At 70.9% G+C, this 20673-nt stretch carries 16 protein-coding genes; 13 read left to right on the top strand and 3 right to left on the bottom strand.

The features are described from left to right. Positions 1 to 75 precede the first annotated feature (75 nt). The 3 genes from AOA12_RS19040 to AOA12_RS19030 all read left to right on the top strand — a co-directional run bounded on the left by AOA12_RS19040 (position 76) and on the right by AOA12_RS19030 (position 4968). The gene (locus AOA12_RS19040; RefSeq protein WP_054686350.1) at positions 76 to 1803 is read left to right on the top strand and encodes an ABC transporter ATP-binding protein; all 1728 of its coding nucleotides are present in this window, start codon (positions 76 to 78) and stop codon (positions 1801 to 1803) included. Continuing rightward, positions 1800 to 3872, top strand: a complete 2073-nt coding sequence (locus AOA12_RS19035; protein ID WP_054686349.1) for an ABC transporter ATP-binding protein — start codon at positions 1800 to 1802, stop codon at positions 3870 to 3872. Before AOA12_RS19040 ends, AOA12_RS19035 begins: the two co-directional genes overlap by 4 nt. Before the next feature lie 82 nt (positions 3873 to 3954). Continuing rightward, positions 3955 to 4968, top strand: a complete 1014-nt coding sequence (locus AOA12_RS19030; protein ID WP_054686348.1) for an aldo/keto reductase family protein — start codon at positions 3955 to 3957, stop codon at positions 4966 to 4968. 173 nt (positions 4969 to 5141) lie between these two features. On the opposite strand, the gene AOA12_RS19025 is transcribed toward AOA12_RS19030, so the two are convergent. After that, on the bottom strand, positions 5142 to 5666 hold the full coding sequence (locus tag AOA12_RS19025; protein WP_054686347.1) for a ribonuclease H family protein: 525 nt from the start codon (positions 5664 to 5666) through the stop codon (positions 5142 to 5144). 236 nt (positions 5667 to 5902) lie between these two features. On the opposite strand from AOA12_RS19025, the gene AOA12_RS19020 reads away from it, so the two are divergent. The 4 genes from AOA12_RS19020 to AOA12_RS19005 are packed head-to-tail and all read left to right on the top strand — an operon-like array spanning position 5903 to position 10158. After that, positions 5903 to 6538 carry a GntR family transcriptional regulator gene (locus tag AOA12_RS19020; protein ID WP_054686346.1) on the top strand — a complete coding sequence of 212 codons (636 nt, stop codon included), beginning with the start codon at positions 5903 to 5905 and terminating at the stop codon, positions 6536 to 6538. After that, positions 6535 to 8061, top strand: coding sequence for an MmgE/PrpD family protein (locus AOA12_RS19015; protein ID WP_054686345.1), 1527 nt, complete (start codon positions 6535 to 6537; stop codon positions 8059 to 8061). The genes AOA12_RS19020 and AOA12_RS19015 overlap by 4 nt, the downstream gene beginning before the upstream one ends. After that, entirely contained in the window at positions 8061 to 8960 is a 900-nt protein-coding gene (gene prpB / locus AOA12_RS19010; RefSeq protein WP_054686344.1) for a methylisocitrate lyase, read from the top strand. The genes AOA12_RS19015 and prpB overlap by 1 nt, the downstream gene beginning before the upstream one ends. 7 nt (positions 8961 to 8967) lie before the next feature. Then, positions 8968 to 10158 carry a bifunctional 2-methylcitrate synthase/citrate synthase gene (locus AOA12_RS19005; protein WP_054686343.1) on the top strand — a complete coding sequence of 397 codons (1191 nt, stop codon included), beginning with the start codon at positions 8968 to 8970 and terminating at the stop codon, positions 10156 to 10158. Between the two features lie 103 nt (positions 10159 to 10261). Here AOA12_RS19005 and AOA12_RS19000 read toward each other — a convergent pair whose 3' ends face one another. Beyond that, the gene (locus tag AOA12_RS19000; protein WP_054686342.1) at positions 10262 to 11158 is read right to left on the bottom strand and encodes a helix-turn-helix domain-containing protein; all 897 of its coding nucleotides are present in this window, start codon (positions 11156 to 11158) and stop codon (positions 10262 to 10264) included. A 266-nt stretch (positions 11159 to 11424) separates the two neighbouring features. Here AOA12_RS19000 and AOA12_RS18995 point away from each other — a divergent pair, with 266 nt between their 5' ends. Beyond that, entirely contained in the window at positions 11425 to 13014 is a 1590-nt protein-coding gene (locus AOA12_RS18995; RefSeq protein WP_054686341.1) for an RCC1 domain-containing protein, read from the top strand. Between the two features lie 71 nt (positions 13015 to 13085). Here AOA12_RS18995 and AOA12_RS18990 read toward each other — a convergent pair whose 3' ends face one another. Continuing rightward, complete coding sequence (locus AOA12_RS18990; RefSeq protein WP_054686340.1) at positions 13086 to 14555, bottom strand: aldehyde dehydrogenase family protein; 1470 nt, start codon at positions 14553 to 14555, stop codon at positions 13086 to 13088. A 187-nt stretch (positions 14556 to 14742) separates the two neighbouring features. On the opposite strand from AOA12_RS18990, the gene AOA12_RS18985 reads away from it, so the two are divergent. The 5 genes from AOA12_RS18985 (at position 14743) to AOA12_RS18965 (ending at position 20667) form a co-directional block, all read left to right on the top strand. Beyond that, a complete protein-coding gene (locus tag AOA12_RS18985; protein WP_054686339.1) occupies positions 14743 to 15573 on the top strand; it encodes a FadR/GntR family transcriptional regulator in 831 nt (276 codons plus the stop codon). A 141-nt stretch (positions 15574 to 15714) separates the two neighbouring features. Continuing rightward, entirely contained in the window at positions 15715 to 16458 is a 744-nt protein-coding gene (locus AOA12_RS18980; protein WP_054686338.1) for an SDR family NAD(P)-dependent oxidoreductase, read from the top strand. Positions 16459 to 16510: 52 nt separating this feature from the next. Next, entirely contained in the window at positions 16511 to 18109 is a 1599-nt protein-coding gene (locus AOA12_RS18975) for a class I adenylate-forming enzyme family protein (protein WP_054686337.1), read from the top strand. Then, a complete protein-coding gene (locus AOA12_RS18970) occupies positions 18110 to 20095 on the top strand; it encodes a flavin-containing monooxygenase (protein ID WP_082406385.1) in 1986 nt (661 codons plus the stop codon). After that, positions 20092 to 20667, top strand: a complete 576-nt coding sequence (locus tag AOA12_RS18965) for a nuclear transport factor 2 family protein (RefSeq protein ID WP_054686336.1) — start codon at positions 20092 to 20094, stop codon at positions 20665 to 20667. The genes AOA12_RS18970 and AOA12_RS18965 overlap by 4 nt, the downstream gene beginning before the upstream one ends. Positions 20668 to 20673 lie beyond the last annotated feature (6 nt).

Genomic DNA, 20673 nt, shown 5'->3' with positions numbered 1-20673 from the left:
ACAGCGGACAGCGTGTCGCGTGTCGGAGGTGCGTGGCACCCTTGGTCTCGGTCAATCACACAGGCAGGAGATCCCGTGCTCGGAAAGCTTCTGGTGCGGTATCTGGGAACGTACCGCTGGCTCGTCGTCGGCGTGCTCGTCTTCCAGTTCGCGTCGGCGATGGCATCCCTCTATCTGCCGCGCCTGAACGCCGACATCATCGACAAGGGCGTGGCCCGCGGCGACACCGGGTACATCTGGTCGAACGGCGCGCTCATGCTCGTGATCGCGCTCGGCCAGATCGTCGCGTCGATCATCGCGACCTACTTCGCCGCGCGCGCCGCGATGGGGGCGGGGCGCGACATCCGCCGCGACGTGTACGCGAAGGTCAGCGGCTTCTCCGAGCGCGAGGTGTCGCAGTTCGGCGCCGGCTCGCTGATCACGCGCAACACCAACGACGTGCAGCAGGTGCAGATGCTCGCGATGATGGCCGCGACCATGCTGGTCACGGCCCCGCTGCTCGCGATCGGCGGCGTCATCATGGCGGTGCAGCAGGACGTGGGGCTGAGCTGGCTCATCGCCGTCTCGGTGCCGGTGCTGCTCGTGATCGTCGGCCTCATCATCAGCCGCATGGTGCCGCTGTTCCGCAGCTTCCAGTACAAGCTCGACGCCATCAACCGCATCATGCGCGAGCAGCTCACGGGCGTGCGTGTCGTGCGCGCCTTCGTGCGCGAGCGCATCGAGGAGGAGCGCTTCGCCGTCGCCAACACCGACATCATGGTCGTCGGACGCAAGGTCGGGTCGCTGTTCGTGCTGATGTTCCCGCTCGCGATGCTCGTGCTCAACGTGACCGTGGTGGGCGTCATCTGGTTCGGCGGCATCCAGGTGGATGCCGGGAACGTCGAGATCGGCACCCTGTTCGCCTTCATGCAGTACGTCGGCCAGATCCTCATGGGCGTGCTCATGGCGACGTTCATGACGATCATGATCCCGCGCGCCGCCGTGTCGGCCGACCGCATCGGCGAGGTGCTCGAGACGTCGTCGTCGCTCGTGCGGCCCGCGCAGCCCGTGGCGCGGTTCCCGGAGCGCGGCGCCGTGGCGTTCGAGAACGTCAGCTTCACGTACCCGGGCGCCGAGTCGCCCGTGCTCGACGGCATCGACTTCCGCGCCGAGCCGGGGGAGACCGTCGCGATCGTGGGCTCGACGGGCTCGGGCAAGACGACCCTCGTCTCGCTCATCCCGCGCCTGTTCGACGTCACCGGCGGCGCGGTGCGCGTCGCGGGCGTCGACGTGCGCGAGGCCGACCTCGACCTGCTGTGGAAGGGCATCGGCCTCGTGCCGCAGCGTCCCTTCCTGTTCACGGGCACCGTCGCGTCGAACCTGCGGTTCGGGCGCGAGGAGGCGACGGATGCCGACCTCTGGCACGCCCTCGAGATCGCGCAGGCCAAGGATTTCGTCGCCGAGATGGAGGGCGGTCTCGACGCGCGCATCTCGCAGGGCGGCACGAACGTCTCGGGCGGCCAGCGGCAGCGGCTCGCGATCGCCCGCGCGATCGTGCACCAGCCCGACGTGCTCGTCTTCGACGACTCGTTCTCGGCGCTCGACCTCTCGACCGACGCGAGGCTGAGACAGGCGCTGTGGCGAGAGCTGCCGCACGTGACGAAGATCGTCGTCGCCCAGCGCGTGTCGACGATCGTCGACGCCGACCGCATCGTCGTGCTCGACGACGGCCGCATGGCGGGCGTCGGCACGCACGACGAGCTCGTCGCGTCGAACCAGACCTACCGCGAGATCGTGGAGTCCCAGCTCGGAGTCGACGCATGAGCGCGCCGCAGAAGGAGGAGCGTGGAGCCGTGAGCACGCCGGAGCCCCTGACCGAAGAGGAGCGCGCCGAGCTCGAGCTCGCCGAGCAGGCCCGCCTCGCCTCGGGCGACTGGGACAGCGTCGCGCCCGGCAAGGCCGCCGACTTCAAGGCCAGCTTCTTCCGGATGATCGGCCTGCTGCGCCCGCACGCGTGGGCGTTCGCCTTCGTGTCGCTGCTCGGCGCGATCGGCGTCGTGCTCGCCGTCATCGCGCCCAAGGTGCTCGGCGAGGCCACCAACGTCATCTTCGAGGGCGTCGTCTCGAAGAGTCTCGCGGGCCAGTTCCCGCCCGGCACGACCCAGGCCGAGATCGTCGACGCGCTGCGCGCCGCCGGCCAGGACGAGTTCGCCAACATGATCGCGGCGATGCCGGGCCTCACCCCCGGCGCCGGCGTCGACTTCGAGCGGCTGCGCTGGGTCGTGATCGGCGTGCTGGCGATCTACGTGGCATCCGCTCTGCTCACCTGGATCCAGGGCTACGTCATCAACGTCATCATGGTGCGCACGATGTGGCGCCTGCGCGAGGCCGTCGAGCAGAAGATCAACCGCCTGCCGCTGTCGTACTTCGACAAGGTGCAGCGCGGCGAGCTCATCTCGCGTGTCACCAACGACATCGACAACATCACCCAGACGATGCAGCAGTCCCTCTCGGGCGCCCTCACGGCCGTGCTCACGGTCGTCGGCGTGCTGTTCATGATGTTCTCGATCTCGTGGCAGCTCGCCCTCGTGGCGCTCGTGGCGCTGCCGCTCATGGGCGTGATCTTCGGCGTGATCGGTCCGCGGTCGCAGAAGGCCTTCGGCATCCAGTGGCGCAAGGTCGGCCGGCTGAACGCGCGGGTCGAGGAGTCGTTCTCGGGCCACGCGCTCATGCGCGTGTACGGCCGCGAGCAGGACGCGCACGAGAAGTTCGCAGTCGAGAACGAGGAGCTGTTCCAGGCCTCGTTCAAGGCGCAGTTCCTGTCGGGCATCATCATGCCGGGCATGATGTTCGTCGGCTCGCTCACCTACGTCGGCATCGCCGTGCTCGGCGGGCTCATGGTCGCGAGCGGCAACCTGCGCCTCGGCGACGTGCAGGCCTTCATCCAGTACTCGCAGCAGTTCACGCAGCCGCTGTCGGAGCTGGGCGGCATGGCGGCGGTCGTGCAGTCGGGCACCGCGTCGGCCGAGCGCGTGTTCGAGCTGCTCGACGCCGACGAGCAGGATCCCGACGAAGAGGGGGCGCCCGCGCTCGTCGACGGCCCCGGCGTGATCGAGTTCGAGCACGTCGCGTTCTCGTACGCGCCCGAGCATCCGCTCATCCGGGATCTCTCGTTCCGGGTCGAGCCGGGGCAGACCGTCGCGATCGTCGGCCCGACCGGCGCCGGCAAGACGACGCTCGTCAACCTGCTCATGCGCTTCTACGAGCTCGACGGCGGCCGCATCCTGCTCGACGGGCAGGACACGGCGCGCCTCACGCGCGACGAGGTGCGCTCGCGCACCGGCATGGTGCTGCAGGACCCGTGGCTGTTCGCCGGCACGATCCGCGAGAACATCCGCTACGGCCGCGCCGACGCGACCGACGAGGAGATCCTCGAGGCCGCCATCGCGACCCGCGTCGACCGGTTCGTGCACTCGCTGCCCGACGGCTACGACACGGTGCTCGACGAGGACGCGTCGAACGTCTCGGCGGGCGAGAAGCAGCTCATCACGATCGCCCGCGCGTTCGTCGCGCAGCCTTCGGTGCTGATCCTCGACGAGGCGACGAGCTCGGTCGACACCCGCACCGAGCTGCTGCTGCAGCACGCCATGGCCGCGCTGCGCGAGGGACGCACGTCGTTCGTCATCGCGCACCGCCTCTCCACGATCCGCGACGCCGACCTCATCCTCGTGATGGAGCACGGCGACATCGTCGAGAAGGGCACGCACGACGAGCTCATCGCCGCGCAGGGCGCCTACTGGCGCCTCTACCGCTCGCAGTTCGAGCAGGCCGCGACCGACCTCGACCAGGAGCCCGAGGAGGCCGCCGCCCCGCCGGTGGCCCCGGCGCCCTGACACCGTGCATGCCGCGGCCTGATGTTGCGCGGAACGACGGCGATCCGGGCCGGGGGCGTCCATCCGCGGCTAGCGTGGAGACATGGTCAACTATCGCTATCTCGGCAACAGCGGATTCAAGGTCTCGGAGATCACCTACGGCAACTGGCTCACGCATGCCTCCCAGGTGGAGAACGACGCGGCGATCGCGACGGTGCACAAGGCCCTCGACCTCGGCATCACCTCGTTCGACACCGCCGACGTCTACGCCAACACGGCCGCGGAGGTCGTGCTCGGCGAGGCGCTGAAGGGCCAGCCGCGCGAGCAGCTCGAGATCTTCACCAAGGTCTACTGGCCCATCGGGCGCAAGGGACCCAACGACCAGGGGCTCAGCCGCAAGCACATCTTCGACGGCATCCACGGATCGCTGCGTCGTCTCGGCGTCGACTACGTCGACCTCTACCAGGCGCACCGCTACGACTACGAGACGCCGCTGGAAGAGACCATCCAGGCGTTCGCCGACATCGTGCGGCAGGGCAAAGCGCTCTACATCGGCGTGAGCGAGTGGACTGCCGAGCAGCTGCGGGCCGGGCACGCGCTCGCGAAGGACCTCGGCATCCAGCTCGTGTCGAACCAGCCGCAGTACTCCGCGCTGTGGCGCGTGATCGAGGACAAGGTCGTGCCGACGAGCAAGGAGCTCGGCATCTCGCAGATCGTGTGGTCGCCGCTCGCCCAGGGCGTGCTCACCGGCAAGTACCTGCCCGGCCAGCCCGTGCCCGCGGGATCGCGCGCGACCGACGAGGCCGGCGGTGCCCGCACGATCGCGCGCTTCCTCACCGATGACGTGCTCGCCGCGGTGCAGAAGCTGAAGCCGATCGCCGACGAGGCGGGCCTCACGGTCGCGCAGCTCTCGCTCGCGTGGGTGCTGCACAACCCGAACGTCGCGGCCGCGCTCGTGGGAGCGTCGCGTCCCGAGCAGCTGGACGACACGGTCAAGGCGTCGGGCGTCGTGCTGGATGCCGACGTCAAGGCCGCGATCGACGAGGCCCTCGCTCCCGTCGCGATCACCGACCCCGAGCACACCTACACCACCTCCCCCCAGACCCGCCCCGCCTGAACCCGCCCCGCCTGACCCCGCCCCGCCCCCGCGCGGCTCCCTCCTCCGCCGAGACGGTGCCTTTCTCGCCGAGATGGTGCCTTTCCCGCCGACGTGGTGCCCACCGTCTCGGTGACGAACCCACCGTCTCGCCGAGAATCCCACCATCTCTGCAGCAAGGGAGGGTGCGGTAGTCAGCGGCGGGGTGGGGCGGAGACGTCGAGGCGGTCGTGGGCGCCGCTGAGGGAGGACCAGGCGCTGGCCTTGCCGGCGGCGGCGTGCTGTGAGGCGCGCACGGCGCGCTCGTCGGCCCACTCGTTGAGGGTGTGGCCGCGGTGCCCGCGCACGTGCTCGAGCACGACGTCGGGCAGCCCCGCCGCCCGCCGCGCGTCGCGCGCGGCGATGAGCTGCTCCAGCAGGTCGCGGTTCTTCGTGGGGGAGCCCGTCGAGGTCTTCCAGCCGCGGCGGCGGTGCGCGTCCATCCACGAGGCGTACGTGTCGATCGCGTACTTCGAGTCGGCCTGCACGATGAGGTGCTCGACGTCCGCGTGGTCCTCGATCGCGCGCAGCAGCCCCAGCAGCTCGCCGATGTTGTTGGTGCCCTCCCGCAGCGAGCCCGCGGCCCAGTGGCCGTCCTCGCCCACCCACGCCCAGCCCGTCGGTCCGGGATTGCCCTTGCAGGCGCCGTCGGTGGCCACGGTGTAGGAGGATGCCGTCATTCCTCCCACGCTATCGCGACCAAGCACCCTCGCGAACAGAACCGGCACCCTCGCGAGGACAACTGGCACCCTCGCGAACAGAACCGGCACCCTCGCGAGAACAACTGGCACCCTCGCGGCTGGGGCCGTCGGGCGGCGGCGTATGTATACGCAGAGCGATGAAATCGGCATCCGGCTTGCCTTCATCGCGGTTTATGTATACAGTGGCGAGCAACGAGGTCACGAGGAGGTAACGGATGCGGGCAAGCGACCGTGCCTACCGTGCACTTCTCGACCAGATCCAGTCGGGGGAGCTGCCGCCCGGCACGGTGCTCGGCGAGGTCGAGCAGGCCGCCCGCCTCGGCGTCAGCCGCACGCCCCTGCGCGAGGCCCTCGGCCGTCTCGCCGCCGAGCGGCTCGTCGAGCAGGCCTCGCCCCGCGTCACCGTCGTCGCCGACATCGACGCCGACGACATCCGCGAGCTGTTCGCGGTGCGCCGCGCCCTCGAGGAGACCGCCGCGCGCCTGGCCGCCGCGCACGCCGACCGTGCCGCGTTCGCCGAGGTCGCCGAGCAGTTCGCCGCGGCATCCGTCGAGGGCGACGACGCCCGTGACGCCTACTACGCCCTGATCGAGCGGTTCGACGAGCTCGTCGACGCCGCGGCGTCCAACGACCACCTCGCCGCGGCGCTGCGCACGGTGCGCACGCACCTGGTCCGCGTGCGCCGCCTGGCGCGGTACCATCCCGGCAGACTCGCGACGTCGGTGTCGGAGCACAGGCTGATCGCCTCGGCGATCGCCGCCGGCGACGCCGAGCTGGCCGCACATGCCACCCATGTCCACCTTCACAACGCACTGACCAGCATTCTCGAATCCCTGGAGGCCCGTCCATGACCGTCAACCACCACGTGCGCGTCTACCGCAGCGAAGAGAACCTCGCTCGCGAAGACCAGCTCGCCTACAAGATCGCCGCGGTCGCGGCCGACCCGGTCGAGGTCGAGGCCGACGTCGTCGACATGATCGTCAACCGCGTCATCGACAACGCGTCGGTCGCCGCCGCGTCGCTCACCCGCGCCCCCGTCAGCGCCGCCCGCCAGCAGGCGCTCGACCACCCCGTCTCGATCTCGGGCCACGGCGCGACGATCTTCGGCGTCGCCAACGACCGCCTGACGAGCCCCGAGTGGGCCGCGTGGGCCAACGGCGTGGCCGTGCGCGAGCTCGACTACCACGACACGTTCCTCGCCGCCGAGTACTCGCACCCCGGCGACAACATCCCGGCGATCCTCGCCGTCGCGCAGCACGTCGGCAAGGACGGCGCGGCCCTCGTGCGCGGCCTCGCGACCGGCTACGAGATCCAGATCGACCTCGTGCGCTCGATCTGCCTGCACAAGCACAAGATCGACCACGTCGCCCACCTCGGCCCCTCGGCCGCCGCGGGCATCGGCACGCTGCTCGGCCTCGACGTCGACACGATCTACCAGGCCGTCGGCCAGGCGCTGCACACGACGACCGCCACGCGCCAGTCGCGCAAGGGCGAGATCTCGACCTGGAAGGCGCACGCCCCCGCGTTCGCCGGCAAGATGGCCGTGGAGGCCGTCGACCGCGCCATGCGCGGCGAGACCAGCCCCTCGCCCATCTACGAGGGCGAGGACGGCTTCATCGCCTGGCTGCTCGACGGCAAGGACGCCTCGTACGAGGTTCCGCTGCCCGCACCGGGCGAGGCCAAGCGCGGCATCCTCGACTCCTACACCAAGGAGCACTCGGCCGAGTACCAGGCGCAGGCCTGGATCGACCTGGCCCGCAAGCTGCACAACGAGCGTCCCGACCTCGCCGACCCGGCGAACATCGAGAGCATCGTGCTGCACACGAGCCACCACACGCACTACGTGATCGGCTCGGGCGCGAACGACCCGCAGAAGTACGACCCGACCGCCTCGCGCGAGACGCTCGACCACTCGATCCCCTACATCTTCGCGGTCGCGCTGCAGGACGGCGGCTGGCACCACGTCGACTCGTACACCCCCGAGCGTGCGGGTCGCGAGGACACTGTGGCCCTGTGGCACAAGATCACGACGGCCGAGGATGCCGAGTGGACGCGTCGCTACCACTCGGAGGACCCCAACGAGAAGGCCTTCGGCGGTCGCGTCGAGATCACCCTGGCGAACGGCGAGAAGCTCGTCGACGAGATCGCCGTGGCCGACGCGCACCCGCTGGGCGCCCGCCCGTTCGCTCGCGAGGACTACGTGCGCAAGTTCCGCCTGCTCGCCGAGCCGGTGCTCACGGCCGAGGAGATCGAGCGCTTCCTCGACCTCGCGCAGCGCCTGCCCGAGCTGACCGCCGACGAGGTGCGCGAGCTCAACATCGTCGCGGCCGCCGGCGTGATCGTCAACGCCCCGGCGCCGAAGGGCCTCTTCTGATGCTCTACTCCCAGACCCCTGCCGCTGAGAAGCGGCGGCTGCTGCGGGAGCGTCTCGCGTCGGGGGAGCTCGTGCGCTTCCCCGGCGCGTTCAACCCCCTGTCGGCGCGGCTCATCGAGCGCAAGGGCTTCGAGGGCGTCTACATCTCGGGCGCCGTGCTCGCTGCCGACCTGGGCCTGCCCGACATCGGCCTGACGACGCTCACCGAGGTCGCCGGCCGCGGTCAGCAGATCGCCCGCATGACGGAGCTGCCCGCGATCATCGACGCCGACACGGGCTTCGGCGAGCCGATGAACGTGGCGCGCACGATCCAGACCCTCGAGGACGCCGGCATCGCCGGATGCCACATCGAGGACCAGGTCAACCCGAAGCGCTGCGGTCACCTCGACGGCAAGGCCGTCGTCGACACCGACACGGCGATCAAGCGCATCCGCGCCGCCGTCGACGCGCGTCGCGACCCGAACTTCCTCATCATGGCGCGCACCGACATCCGTGCCGCCGAGGGGCTCGACGCGGCGATCGACCGCGCGAAGGCGCTCGTGGATGCCGGGGCCGACGCCGTCTTCCCCGAGGCGATGCGCGACCTGAGCGAGTTCGAGGCGGTCGCGAAGGCGCTCGACGTGCCGATCCTGGCCAACATGACCGAGTTCGGCAAGAGCGAGCTGTTCACGGTCGACCAGCTGCAGGGCGTGGGCGTGCAGATCGTCATCTGGCCGGTGTCGCTGCTGCGCATCGCGATGGGCGCGGCCGGTCGCGGTCTGGATACGCTGATCGACGAGGGTCACCTCACGAGCAAGCTCGGCGAGATGCAGCACCGCGCCGACCTGTACGACCTCATCGACTACGAGGACTACAACCACTTCGACACGAACGTGTTCAACTTCCAGATCGAGCGATAGGAAGATCATGACCGACACCGAGATCAAGAAGGGCCTCGCCGGCGTCGTCGCCGACTACACGGCCGTCAGCAAGGTCAACCCCGAGACCAACTCGCTGCTCTACCGCGGCTACCCCGTGCAGGAGCTCGCCGCGACGCAGCCGTTCGAGGCGGTCGCCTACCTGCTGTGGAACGGCGAGCTGCCGACCGACGAGCAGCTCGCCGCGCTGCGCGCGGAGGAGCGTGCGCACCGCGCGCTCGCCGACAACGTGAAGGCCGCGATCGACCTGCTGCCGCTCGACGCGCACCCGATGGACGAGGTGCGCACGGCCGTCAGCGTCATCGGCGCGAGCGACACGACGGGCGCGGGCTCCGTGCTCGACGCGGCCGGCAGCCCCGAGGAGAACCTGGCCCGCAGCGTCCGCCTCTACGCGGCGCTGCCGGCGATCGTCGCCTACGGGCAGCGTCGCCGTCGCGGTGAGGAGCTCGTCGCGCCCCGCGACGACCTCGACTACGCGGCGAACTTCCTGTGGATGACGTTCGGCGAGGAGTCCCACGAGGTCGTCGTCGACGCGTTCAACCGCTCGATGATCCTGTACGCCGAGCACTCGTTCAACGCGTCGACGTTCACGGCCCGCGTGATCACCTCGACCCTGAGCGACCTGTACTCGGCGGTCGTGGGCGCCATCGGCGCGCTCAAGGGCCCGCTGCACGGCGGCGCCAACGAGGCCGTGCTGCACATCTTCAACGAGATCGGCTCGGCGGAGAACGTCACGGCGTGGCTCGACGAGGCGCTCGGCGCCAAGCGCAAGATCATGGGCTTCGGTCACCGCGTGTACAAGCGCGGCGACTCGCGCGTGCCCACGATGCACCAGGCGCTGCTGACGCTCATCGAGCACTACGACCGTCCCGACGTGCTCGCCCTGTACGAGGCGCTGGAGGGCGAGTTCGTGGCCCGCAAGGGGATCTACCCGAACCTCGACTACCCGTCGGGCCCGGCGTACGACCTGATCGGCTTCGACATCCTCACGTTCACGCCGCTGTTCATCGCGTCGCGCGTGACGGGCTGGACGGCGCACATCATGGAGCAGACCGCGTCGAACGCGCTCATCCGCCCGCTGTCGGCCTACAACGGCCCCGACGAGCGCCACGTCGAGGGCTACGTGCCCGACGAGGCGGCGCTGGCCGCGGCGCAGCGCGCGGAGGAAGCCGCCGACTGATCGCGAGATCGTCACGAGGGGGTCGGATGCCTGGCATCCGGCCCCCTCGTCCGTCGTCGCGCCCCGCTCCCGGCGGGCTCGGTACGCCGGACCCCGCGCCGCGTCACGCGTGCGCCGGGACCCACGGTCCGCGCGCCGCGGCGACGTGGCTCTGCCGCCGCAGCGCGCTCTGCAGCCGCCGCACCGAGGTGAACCCCGATCGGCGGGCGACGTCGGCCAGGTCGGGCCGCTCGCCGTCGGGCGCGGCGTCGAGCTCCGCGAGCGCGGTCGCGACCCGGCGGCTCTCGAGCGCCTGACGCGGCGTCGTGCCCGCGGCCTGGAAGACCAGGTGCAGGGTCGACTCCGAGACCGACATGCGGTGCCGGAGCGTCTCGACCGAGAACGTCCGGTCGCGGTGGTGCTCGTCGATGAGGCGCAGCGCGTCCACGTACTGGACGGTGCGCGTCGGCGAGAGCCCGTGCGGGATGCCGAGGGCGTCGCTCAGCGCGGCCGCGAGCGTCGCGCTCAGCGCCTCGAGGAACATGTCGGCGCCGAACGGATGGCTCGTGGCGGTCACGTTCGTGATGGCGGTGAGGAGCCGGAAGTAGTGCTCGCTCAGGGTCACCGGCATCGCGAGGCAGCCGGCGAGCAGCGGGCGCAGCGGGACGGGTGGGCGGAGCCGCCATTCCAGCCGGGCCCACAGGTCGCGGTTCTCCGTGCGCACGAGGTCGGGGCCGTCGAGCAGGATGACCTGCCGCGGCCCGAGCGCGTGCTGCCGGCCGCGCGACTGGAGCGTGGCGTCGCCCTCGACCGTGACGATCGCGCGGTACGTGCCGGCCGGCAGCGGCCGGCCGATGAGGTCGCCGCGGGTGGACCAGAGCCGTGCGACCGTCCAGCGCTGCGCCTGGACGAGCTCGACCGACTCCCGCGCCGGGCCGCCGACGCCGGGCCGCCATCCCAGCGTCGCGAGCGAGGGCGTCGCAAGCGCCGCCGTCGCGCGGCGGGGAGCGGATACGGGCATCGTGACATCCAGGCGTGACAGAGCCGTCGGGGGCCGGCGTCCGGATCGGTGCTGAGCACTTCACTGTGCACCCCGGGCGCGCGCGGCGGGGGCCGCCGCGACGGGCGGTGCGGAAAGCTCCATGCATCCGGGGGCAGCTCTTCGAGGTTCCGGTGATCGCGCGGCACCGCCCGGCGCCCTCGGGGCTCAATGATCGGGTGCAGTCCGCACGTCGACAGCTCCGCCGCGGCCGCACGGCCCCGGCGGGCAGAGAGAGATGAGGATCGATGAGCAACGTGGAAGACGCCCAGGAGACCGGCGCCGGCGTCCCGAGACGGACCATCGTGAAGGGCGCTGCCTGGTCGATGCCCGTGATCGCGGCCGCCGTCGCGCTCCCGACCGCCAGCGCCTCCGTCGGCGGGGTCATCGCCTTCGCCGAGCCCGAGTACGTCGCGAGGCCGAACGGCACGTACGTCGTCACGGGCACCGTGAACGTGCAGCCGGGCGCGCCGCTGCCCGCAGACGTCGCCCTGACCTACCCGCCGGGATTCGCCGGCCCGGCCAGCGCGCCGGTGGACGCGCTCGGCGGGTTCACCGTCTCCGGCATCGTCGCCCCGGGCACGGCGACCACCGGCGTCCTGACCGCCTCCGCGCCCGGACTGACCAGCGGCACGACGAGCCTCGTCGTCGAGGTCAACGTCGCCCCGGACCCGGTCGACGGCATCGTGTGGGGCGAGAACCTGGGCAACACGCTCTTCGTCACCGGGGGCGGCGTGCTCAAGTTCGCGACCGTCCCGACGCACCTGAACGGCCCCGGCACCCTGGGCGCCGGCGAGATCGTCGCGATGGCCGGCGGCTACCGCGACCACAACAGCTACCTCATCCGCAGCGACAACACGCTGTGGAGCCACGGCGCCGGCTCGAACGCGACGGCGCCCGGCACGAACGCGACCAACGCCGCGGCCTTCAACTTCAGCGGACTGCTGCATCCCGACGAGAAGCTCGTCGACGTCGCCGGGTTCACCGGCGGCGGGTACGTGCTGACGTCGGCGGGACGCGTCTTCTCGTGGGGCTTCAACTCCGGCACGGGAAGCCTCGGCAACGGCACGTTCGGCCCCGACACCAACGCGCCGAAGCTCGTCTCGTTCCCGAGCGGGGTCTTCGTCACGCAGATCTCCGCGAGCTACACGGGCGGCATCGCGCTCGACTCGACGGGCCAGGTCTGGGCGTGGGGCATCAACGACCAGCAGGACACCGGCACGCAGAGCACCGGCAACGTCAACGTCCCGAAGCCCGTCGTCCACCAGAACGGCACGCCCGTCACGGGGGCGTCGCAGATCCGCGGCCGGTTCAAGGGCGGGATGGCCCTCGTCGGCGACAGGGTGCTCTCGTGGGGGACGAACTCCGGCGGCCAGCTCGGCAACGGCACGACGAGCGGCACCCGCGGCTACGCCGACCACGTGCTGACCAGCGCCGGAACGCCGCTGTCGGGCATCGTGAAGCTGCCGGTGTTCTATCACGAGGCCTACCACGCGGCCGCGCTCGCCGGCGACGGCACGCTCTACACGTGGGGCTACGGCTCGTACAACGTGCACACGCCGGCGAACACCAGCAGCCGGCCGTTCGCGCAGCCGTACGGCGGCACCCTGCCGGCGGGCAGGATCGTCGACGTGTCGCTCTCGTACTACGCCATCCACATCCTCCTCGAGGACGGCACGATCTGGAGCTGGGGCGACAACGACTACAGCGCCGGCGCCGACGGCACCTCGGGCGGCATCAAGAAGGACCCGGTGCGGGCGCTGGTGAACCCGACCACGCCGGTGCAGGCGTCCGGGTTCTTCCCGGCCAGCCACGGCGGCGTGTTCGCGTACGCCTGAGCACTGAGCACTGAGCACACGCGCGAGTGCCCCCGCCGATCGGCGGGGGCACTCGTCTCTTTGCCGGGGGCTCAGAGCTGCATGTAGACGGCCTTCTCGTGCGTGAAGTCGAGGTACCAGTTCATGCCGTTCTCGCGGCCGACACCCGACTGCTTGTAGCCGCCGAAGGGCATGTTCGACGCCAGCGAGAAGTAGGTGTTCACCCACACCGTGCCGGCCCGCAGACCCCGCACGACGCGGCCGGCGCGCTGCACGTCGCTCGTCCACACCGCCGACGCGAGGCCGTACTCGATGTCGTTGGCGATCGCGAGCGCCTCCTCCTCGGTGTCGAAGGGGACGACGGTCGCCACGGGGCCGAAGATCTCCTCCTGCGCGATGCGGAGCTTGTTCGAGGACGCCTCGAAGACCGTCGCCGGCACGAAGTAGCCCTCGCCGGTCGGCGCGCCGCCGGTCGCGGCGATCGCGCCCTCCTCCTTGCCGATCTCCAGGTAGCCCACGACGCGCTCGAACTGCTCCTGCGACGAGAGCGGCCCGAGGGTCGTCTCGGGGTCGAGGGGGTCGCCGAGCTTGAGCTGCTCGGCGGCCTCGGCGAGGCGGCGCACGAACTCGTCCTTGATGCCGCGCTGCACGAGGATGCGCGTGCCGCACACGCAGCCCTGGCCGTTCACGGTCGTGAACGCGGCCAGCGCGTACGGCACGGCGAGGTCGAGGTTGGCGTCGTCGAAGATGATGTTGGGCGACTTGCCGCCCAGCTCAAGCGAGATGCTCTTGACGTTGACGGCGGCGCGCGACATGATCCGCTTGCCGACGGTCGTCGAGCCCGTGAAGGTGATCTTGTCGACGAGCGGGTGGTCGACGAGCGGCTCGCCGGCGGTGGGGCCGTCGCCGGTCACGACGTTCAGCACGCCCGCGGGGATGCCGGCCTCGACGGCCAGCTCGGCGAGACGCACGACCGAGAGGCAGGCCTGCTCGGCGGGCTTGATCACGACGGTGTTGCCGGCGGCGATCGCGGCTCCGGCCTTCCACATGAAGCCGGTCGTCGGCACGTTCCACGGGATGATGACGCCCACGACGCCGAGGGGCTCGCGCAGCGTGAAGTTCAGCACGTTGCTCGCCGACGAGGTGGTCTCGCCCGAGATGTTCGCGAGCGTGCCCGCGAAGTGGCGCAGTGCGCCGATGCCGACGCCCACGAAGGCCTTGGCCGTGGGCAGGATCATGCCCATCTCCGTGCTCTCCAGCTCGGCGAGCTCGTCGGCGTGCGCCTCGGCGATGTCGGCGAAGCGCGTCAGCAGGCGCGAGCGCTCGAACGGGTCCATGCCCGACCAGGCGCCGGCGTCGAACGCGGCACGGGCGGCGCGCACGGCGGCGTCGATGTCGTCGGCGTTGCCCTGGGCGAGGTCGGCGATGCGCTCGATGGTCGACGGATTGATCGCCTCGAAGGTCTCGCCGCTCGCGGGCGGCACGAACTCGCCGTTGATGAAGTGCTTCGGCGTGAACCCCGCGATCCAGTCCTGAGCGGCGGTGGTGGTCAATAGGGTCATTGCGTCCTCCCTTGGACACGTGCGGACAGTCGAGCTGTCGGCGTTGACAGAGGTCTTCCGTTATCTAGTATAAGATATTCCTGACTCTGTGACCACCCCTAAAAACCGGCTCGATCCCGGGAGGTGCGGTGGTAGCGTCTACCTTCAATGCCGACCAGGGGTGAGTGCCGGCGAAGAGGAGAGTGACGTGGCCGAGAGCGAGCCGACGGTGCCGCGGGGGGCGCTTCCGACGAACACGGCGCGACGGATCATGCGTGACTTCGCCGAGCGCGGGCTCCAGCCGGGCGACACGCTCTCGGACGAGGCCACGCTGCTGAAGCGGTACGGCGTGTCGCGGGGGACCTTCCGCGAGGCCCTGCGCCTGCTGAGCTTCCTCGGCGCGATCACCGTCAAGAACGGGCGGCAGGGCGGCGCGCGCCTCGCCGTTCCCGACCCGAAGGTGGTGGGCAGCGCGCTGGGGCTCGTGATCCAGTTCGACGGCGCGACGCTCGACACCGTGCTCGAGGCGAGGCTCGCGCTCGATCCCGCGGTCGCCTCGCTCGCGGCGATCAACCGCGACGACGACGACGTCGCGGCGCTCTGGGGCACCGTCGAGGGCCTGCGCGCGACGAGGGACGCCCGTGGCCCCGCCTTCGCGCGGCACGCCATCGACTACTCGCTCGCGATGGCGCGCGCGACGCACAACTCGGTGTTCTCGACCATCATGCCGTCGCTCGTCGCGATGACCTCGACGGTGCGCTGGCGGTATCCCAGGGGGCTCAAGGGACCGCTCGCCGAACAGGTGGCAGCGGTCGTCGAGGCGGTCGACCGCGGCGAGCCCGCGGCGGCGTCGACCGCGGCCGAGAGGATGCAGCGCGGCCTCATGGAGGCCATGCGCGAGAGCCATCCCGAAGACCTGGAGAAGCCCATCCTCTGGTACGTGCTCGACGAGCAGCTCTCGCAGGGCATCGACGCGCTGGCCCCGTCGATGGAGCAGGGGCCGGCGGAGCAGGACCGGGGCGACACCGCCGTCGCGTGATCCGCGTCCCGGTCGCGCGCCCCGCTGCGGCGCCGCTTGACCGCTCGCGCGGAAAATAGGATACTTGTTCCCGCGCGGCTCGCGGAGGAGCTGGAGCCACCCGCTCTGCCGACCCGCGTACCGGATGAGCGGAGAGAGCGCATGGCACCGAGACTGGGCGGCAAGGTCGCGATCGTCACGGGCGCGGCGCGGGGCATCGGCCTCGCGATCGCGCGGAGGCTGCACGACGACGGCGCGCGCGTCGCGATCGCCGACCTCGACCTCGACGCGGCGCAGCGGGCGGCGCGCGAGCTGGGGGAGCCGGCCCGCGGATACGAGGCCGACGTCACGTCGCAGGAGGCCGTCGATCGCCTCGTCGCCGACGTCGTCGCCGACCTCGGCGGCGTCGACGTCCTCGTCAACAACGCGGGCTGGGACCGCGTGACGCCCTTCCTCGACAGCGATCCCGCCGATTGGGACCGCATCGTCGCGATCAACCTCTACGGGGTGTTCCACACGACGCGCGCGGTGCTGCCGCGCTTCATCGACCAGGGCGGCGGCGCGATCGTGAACATCGCCTCCGACGCGGGGCGCGTGGGCTCCTCGGGCGAGGCGGTCTACTCGGCGACCAAGGGCGGCATCATCGCGTTCACCAAGACGATCGCGCGCGAGCACGCGCGCCACGGCATCCGGGTCAACTCCGTCTGCCCGGGGCCGACCGACACGGCGCTGTTCGCCTCGATCGGCGGCGACGGCCTGCGCGACGCGCTGGCGCGCGCCGTGCCGATGAAGCGCATCGGCGTGCCGGAGGACATCGCCGGCGGCGTGGCGTACCTCGCCTCCGACGACGCGGGCTACGTCACGGGGCAGACGCTGAGCATCAGCGGCGGCCTGACCATGAGCTGATCGCCGCGGCGCGCGGCACGGCATCCGTTCTCAACGACGAGGAGACGACAGTATGGGCGATTTCACGCCACCCGCGACGACGTCGCGGCTGCAGACGACGGTGACGAGCGCGTTCGCCGCGGCCTACGCGCGCTTCGCCGCGCACGTCGCGATCGAGAGCGAGACCGGGGAGACCCTCACGTACGCGGAGCTCGGCGACCGGGCGCGGCGCATCGCGGGCGGCCTCGCCGCGCTCGGCGTGCAGAAGGGCGACCGCGTCGTGATCGTCACGAAGAACCGGCCCGAGGCGATCGTGCTCGACCACGCGTCGGCGGCCGGCGGCTTCGGCCGGGTCGCGCTGAGCTTCCGGCTGCACCCGCGCGAGATCGCCGACGCCGCGCTCGACTGCACGGCCGCCGTCGCGTTCGTCGAGGGCGACTACGAGGAGGCCGTCGCCGAGGCGTTCGCCGCCGCGGGCGTCGCGACGCGGATCATCGCGATCGACGAGTCGCGCACGGCCGCGATCGGCTATGCCGACCTGCTGCGCTCCGAGCCGATCGTCTCGCCCGAGGTCGACCCCGAGGACATCGCCCAGCTCTCGTACACGTCGGGAACGACGGGCAGGCCGAAGGGCGTCATCCTCTCGCACCGCAGCCTCATGGCGTGCGCGCGCAACCTCATGGTCGAGCTCGACCGGCTCGAGACGAGCGACGTGGTCCTGCACGTCGCGCCGCTCACCCACCTGTCGGGGTACCTCTCCGTGCCGCTCATGATGCGGGGCACGCGGCAGATCCCCGTGGCCGCCTTCGACCCGGTCGAGACCCTGCGGCTCATCGAGGAGCGCGGCGTCACGATCCTGCCCGCGGTCCCCACGATGCTGAACCTGCTGCTGCCCGCGCTCGACGCCGGCGACCACGACACGTCGAGCCTGCACACCGTGGTCTACGGCGGCTCGGCGATCGCGCCCGCGCGGCTGCAGAAGCTCGGGCAGCATCTCGGCGACGTCTTCCTGCAGGTCTACGGCCTCACCGAGGTGCCGTTCCCGCTCGTCTCGCTGTCGAAGGAGGAGCACCGCTTCGATCCCGACCAGCCGCCGCCCGCGCGGCTCGCCGCGGCGGGCCGCGTCACGCCGTTCGTGCAGATCAGGCTCGTGGACGACGACGGAGACGACGTCGCCGAGGGCGAGTCGGGCGAGATCTGGGTGCGCGCCGACACCATGATGAGCGGGTACTGGGGCAATCCCGAGGGCACGAGCGAGCTCCTCCGGCCCGGCGGCTGGGCGGCGACCGGCGACGTCGCCCGCATCGAGGACGGCTACCTGTACATCGTCGACCGCAAGAAGGACATGATCGTCTCGGGCGGCTTCAACATCTATCCCGCGGAGATCGAGTCGGTGCTCTACGGCATCGAGGGCGTGCGCGAGGTCGCCGTCGTCGGATCGCCGAGCGTCCAGTGGGGCGAGACCGTGAAGGCGTTCCTGTCGCTGCACCCGGGCGCCGAGGTGACCGTGGCGCAGGTCGAGGACGTCTGCGCGCGTCTCATCGCGCCGTACAAGCGCCCGCGCCTCGTCGAGATCATCGACGAGATCCCGAAGGCGTCGACCGGGAAGATCCAGCGCCGGGTGCTGCGAGACCGAGAGTGGGCGAACGCCCCCCGAAAGATTGGCGAGTAGATGCCGCAGGCAGAGACGCACTGGACCGACACGTCCCCGCGATCGGAGGTCGACGACTTCGCGGGCCGGCTGCGCGAGGCGCTCGCATCGGGGCACGTCCCCGTGCTCGTGGCGCTGCTGAGCCAGCTGACGGGCGACCCCCGCTGGCGCGAGGAGCGGTTCCGTCCGACGCGCACGCGCGGCATGGACGACCACCGCGACGGCGGCCTGCCCGAGGACGTGCAGCGCGAGATCCGGGATGCCGCGTACGAGCTCACGCTGGGCTGGGGGCCCGATAGCGTCGTGCGCCCGCTCGGCGACGACGAGCTGACGGAGCTGGCGACCTTCGCGTTCGGCGAGGAGGTGTTCCCCGAGTACGGCGGGTTCATCCAGGAGATCCTCGACGCGCGGGTGGGCCGCGACGCGCGCCCCTACTTCGCGCGGCGCGGGCCGCGCGTGACGACCGACAAGCGCGTGCTCATCATCGGCGGCGGCCCCTCGGGCCTGCTCTCGTCGATCCGCCTGCAGGCCATGGGCATCGACCACGTCCTGCTGGAGAAGGAGCCCGAGTTCGGCGGCGCGTGGGAGAACAACTCGTATCCGGGATGCGGCGTCGACACCCCGAGCTTCCTCTACTCGTACAGCTTCTTCGACTACGCGTGGCGCACGCACTACGGCAAGCGCGACGAGGTGCGGCGGTACTTCATCGACGTGGCCCGCGCGAACGGCGTGCAGGAGCACACCCGGTTCGGCACCGAGGTCACCGACATGGTGTGGGTCGAGGATGCCGGGACCTGGCGCGTCACGGCGCGCTGCGCCGGCGAGGTCGTGACCTATGAGGCCGAGATCGTGCTCGTGGGCGCGGGCCAGCTGGCGCGCCCGAGGCTCCCCGACCTGCCGGGCATGGACACGTTCGAGGGCGTGCTGACCCACTCCGCCGAGTGGCCGGACGACCTGGACGTCACGGGCAAGCGCGTCGCGCTGATCGGCGCGGGGGCGAGCGCGATGCAGATCGGCCCGGCGATCGTCGACCGGGTGGCGGAGCTGATCCTCGTGCAGCGGTCGAAGCAGTGGGTCGCGCCCTGCCCGAACTACTTCGACGCGTTCGACGAGGCCGAGCACTTCCTGATGGCGCACGTCCCGCTCTACCTGCAGTGGTACCGGGCGCGGCTGAACTGGGTGTACAACGACCGGGTGCACGAGAGCCTGCAGATCGATCCCGACTGGACCGAGCCGGCCGAGTCGATCAACGCGATCAACGCGGGACACCGCCGGCACTACATCCGGTACATCCGCGAGAAGCTCGCGGGGCACCCCGACGTCATCGAGCGCTCGATCCCCGAGTACCCGCCGTTCGGCAAGCGGATGCTGCTCGACAACGGCTGGTACGACATGCTCATCGCCCCGCACACGACGTTCCTGTCGACGGGCGTCGCCGAGGTCACGCCGCGCGGGTTCATCGACACGGACGGCGTCGAGCACGAGTGCGAGGTGCTCGTCTTCGCGACGGGGTTCCACGTCGCGCGGTTCCTGCACCCGATGACCGTCGTCGGCCGCGACGGCAGGGACACGGTGCAGACCTGGGGCGAGGACGACTCACGCGTCTACCTGGGCCTGACCGCGCCGAACTTCCCGAACATGTTCTTCCTCGGCGGGCCGGCGACGCTGCTCGGCCACGGCGGCAGCTTCATCGGCATCGCCGAGATGCAGGTCGACTACGTGATGAGGCTGATCGCCGAGATGGCCGAGCGCGATCTGAAGAGCATCGCGTGCCGCGAGGACGTGTGCGAGGACTACAACCGGGCCCTCGACGAGGCGCACGGCCGCATGGTGTGGACGCACAGGGGGATGCAGAACTGGTACCGCAATCCCCAGGGCCGCGTGCTCGCGGTGATCCCGTGGCGCATCGCCGACTACCGCAACATGCTGCGCGCCTCCGACCTCGGCGACTACGTCGTCGTCCCCGCCACCGCCCCCGCCACGGCCATCGAAGGAGATGCGGCATGACCACCGAGAGCACGACCGACGAGCTGCGCCGACGCCTGCAGCGGCTGGAGGACAAGGACGCGATCCGCGACGCGATGTCGCTGTATGCGCGGGCCGTCGACCGGCTCGACTCCGAGGCGCTGCGCGAGGTCTACCATCCCGACGCGATCGACGACCACGCCGACTATCGCGGCGATCTCGAGGGGCTCATCGACTTCATCCGCGAGCGCACCGCGAGCCCGCCGCAGATCATGCACTTCCTCGGCCAGAGCTGCATCGAGTTCGCGGACGACGTCACGGCGCTCGTCGAGACCTACTTCATGACCGCGCACACGCTCGGCGACGAGGCCGCGCGCGCGTTCGGCGCCGAGGTCGAGGACGGGCAGTCGCTGCAGCTGAACGCGTGGGGCCGCTACGTCGATCGCTTCGAGAAGCGCGACGGCATGTGGAAGATCGCGCAGCGCACCGTCATCTACGAGGCGCGGCGCGTGACGACGGCGGGCCTGCTCGGTCTCAAGGACGAGTGGGAGCACCTGCGGCGCGACAGCGACGACCTCGTCTACCGGCGCCGCCGGGAGCTGGGCATCGCCTGACCGGAA

Source organism: Microbacterium sp. No. 7 (assembly GCF_001314225.1).
Taxonomy (GTDB): Bacteria; Actinomycetota; Actinomycetes; order Actinomycetales; family Microbacteriaceae; genus Microbacterium.
The sequence above is the reverse complement of the archived record's forward strand: the minus strand, read 5'-3'. Positions and strand labels throughout refer to the sequence as shown.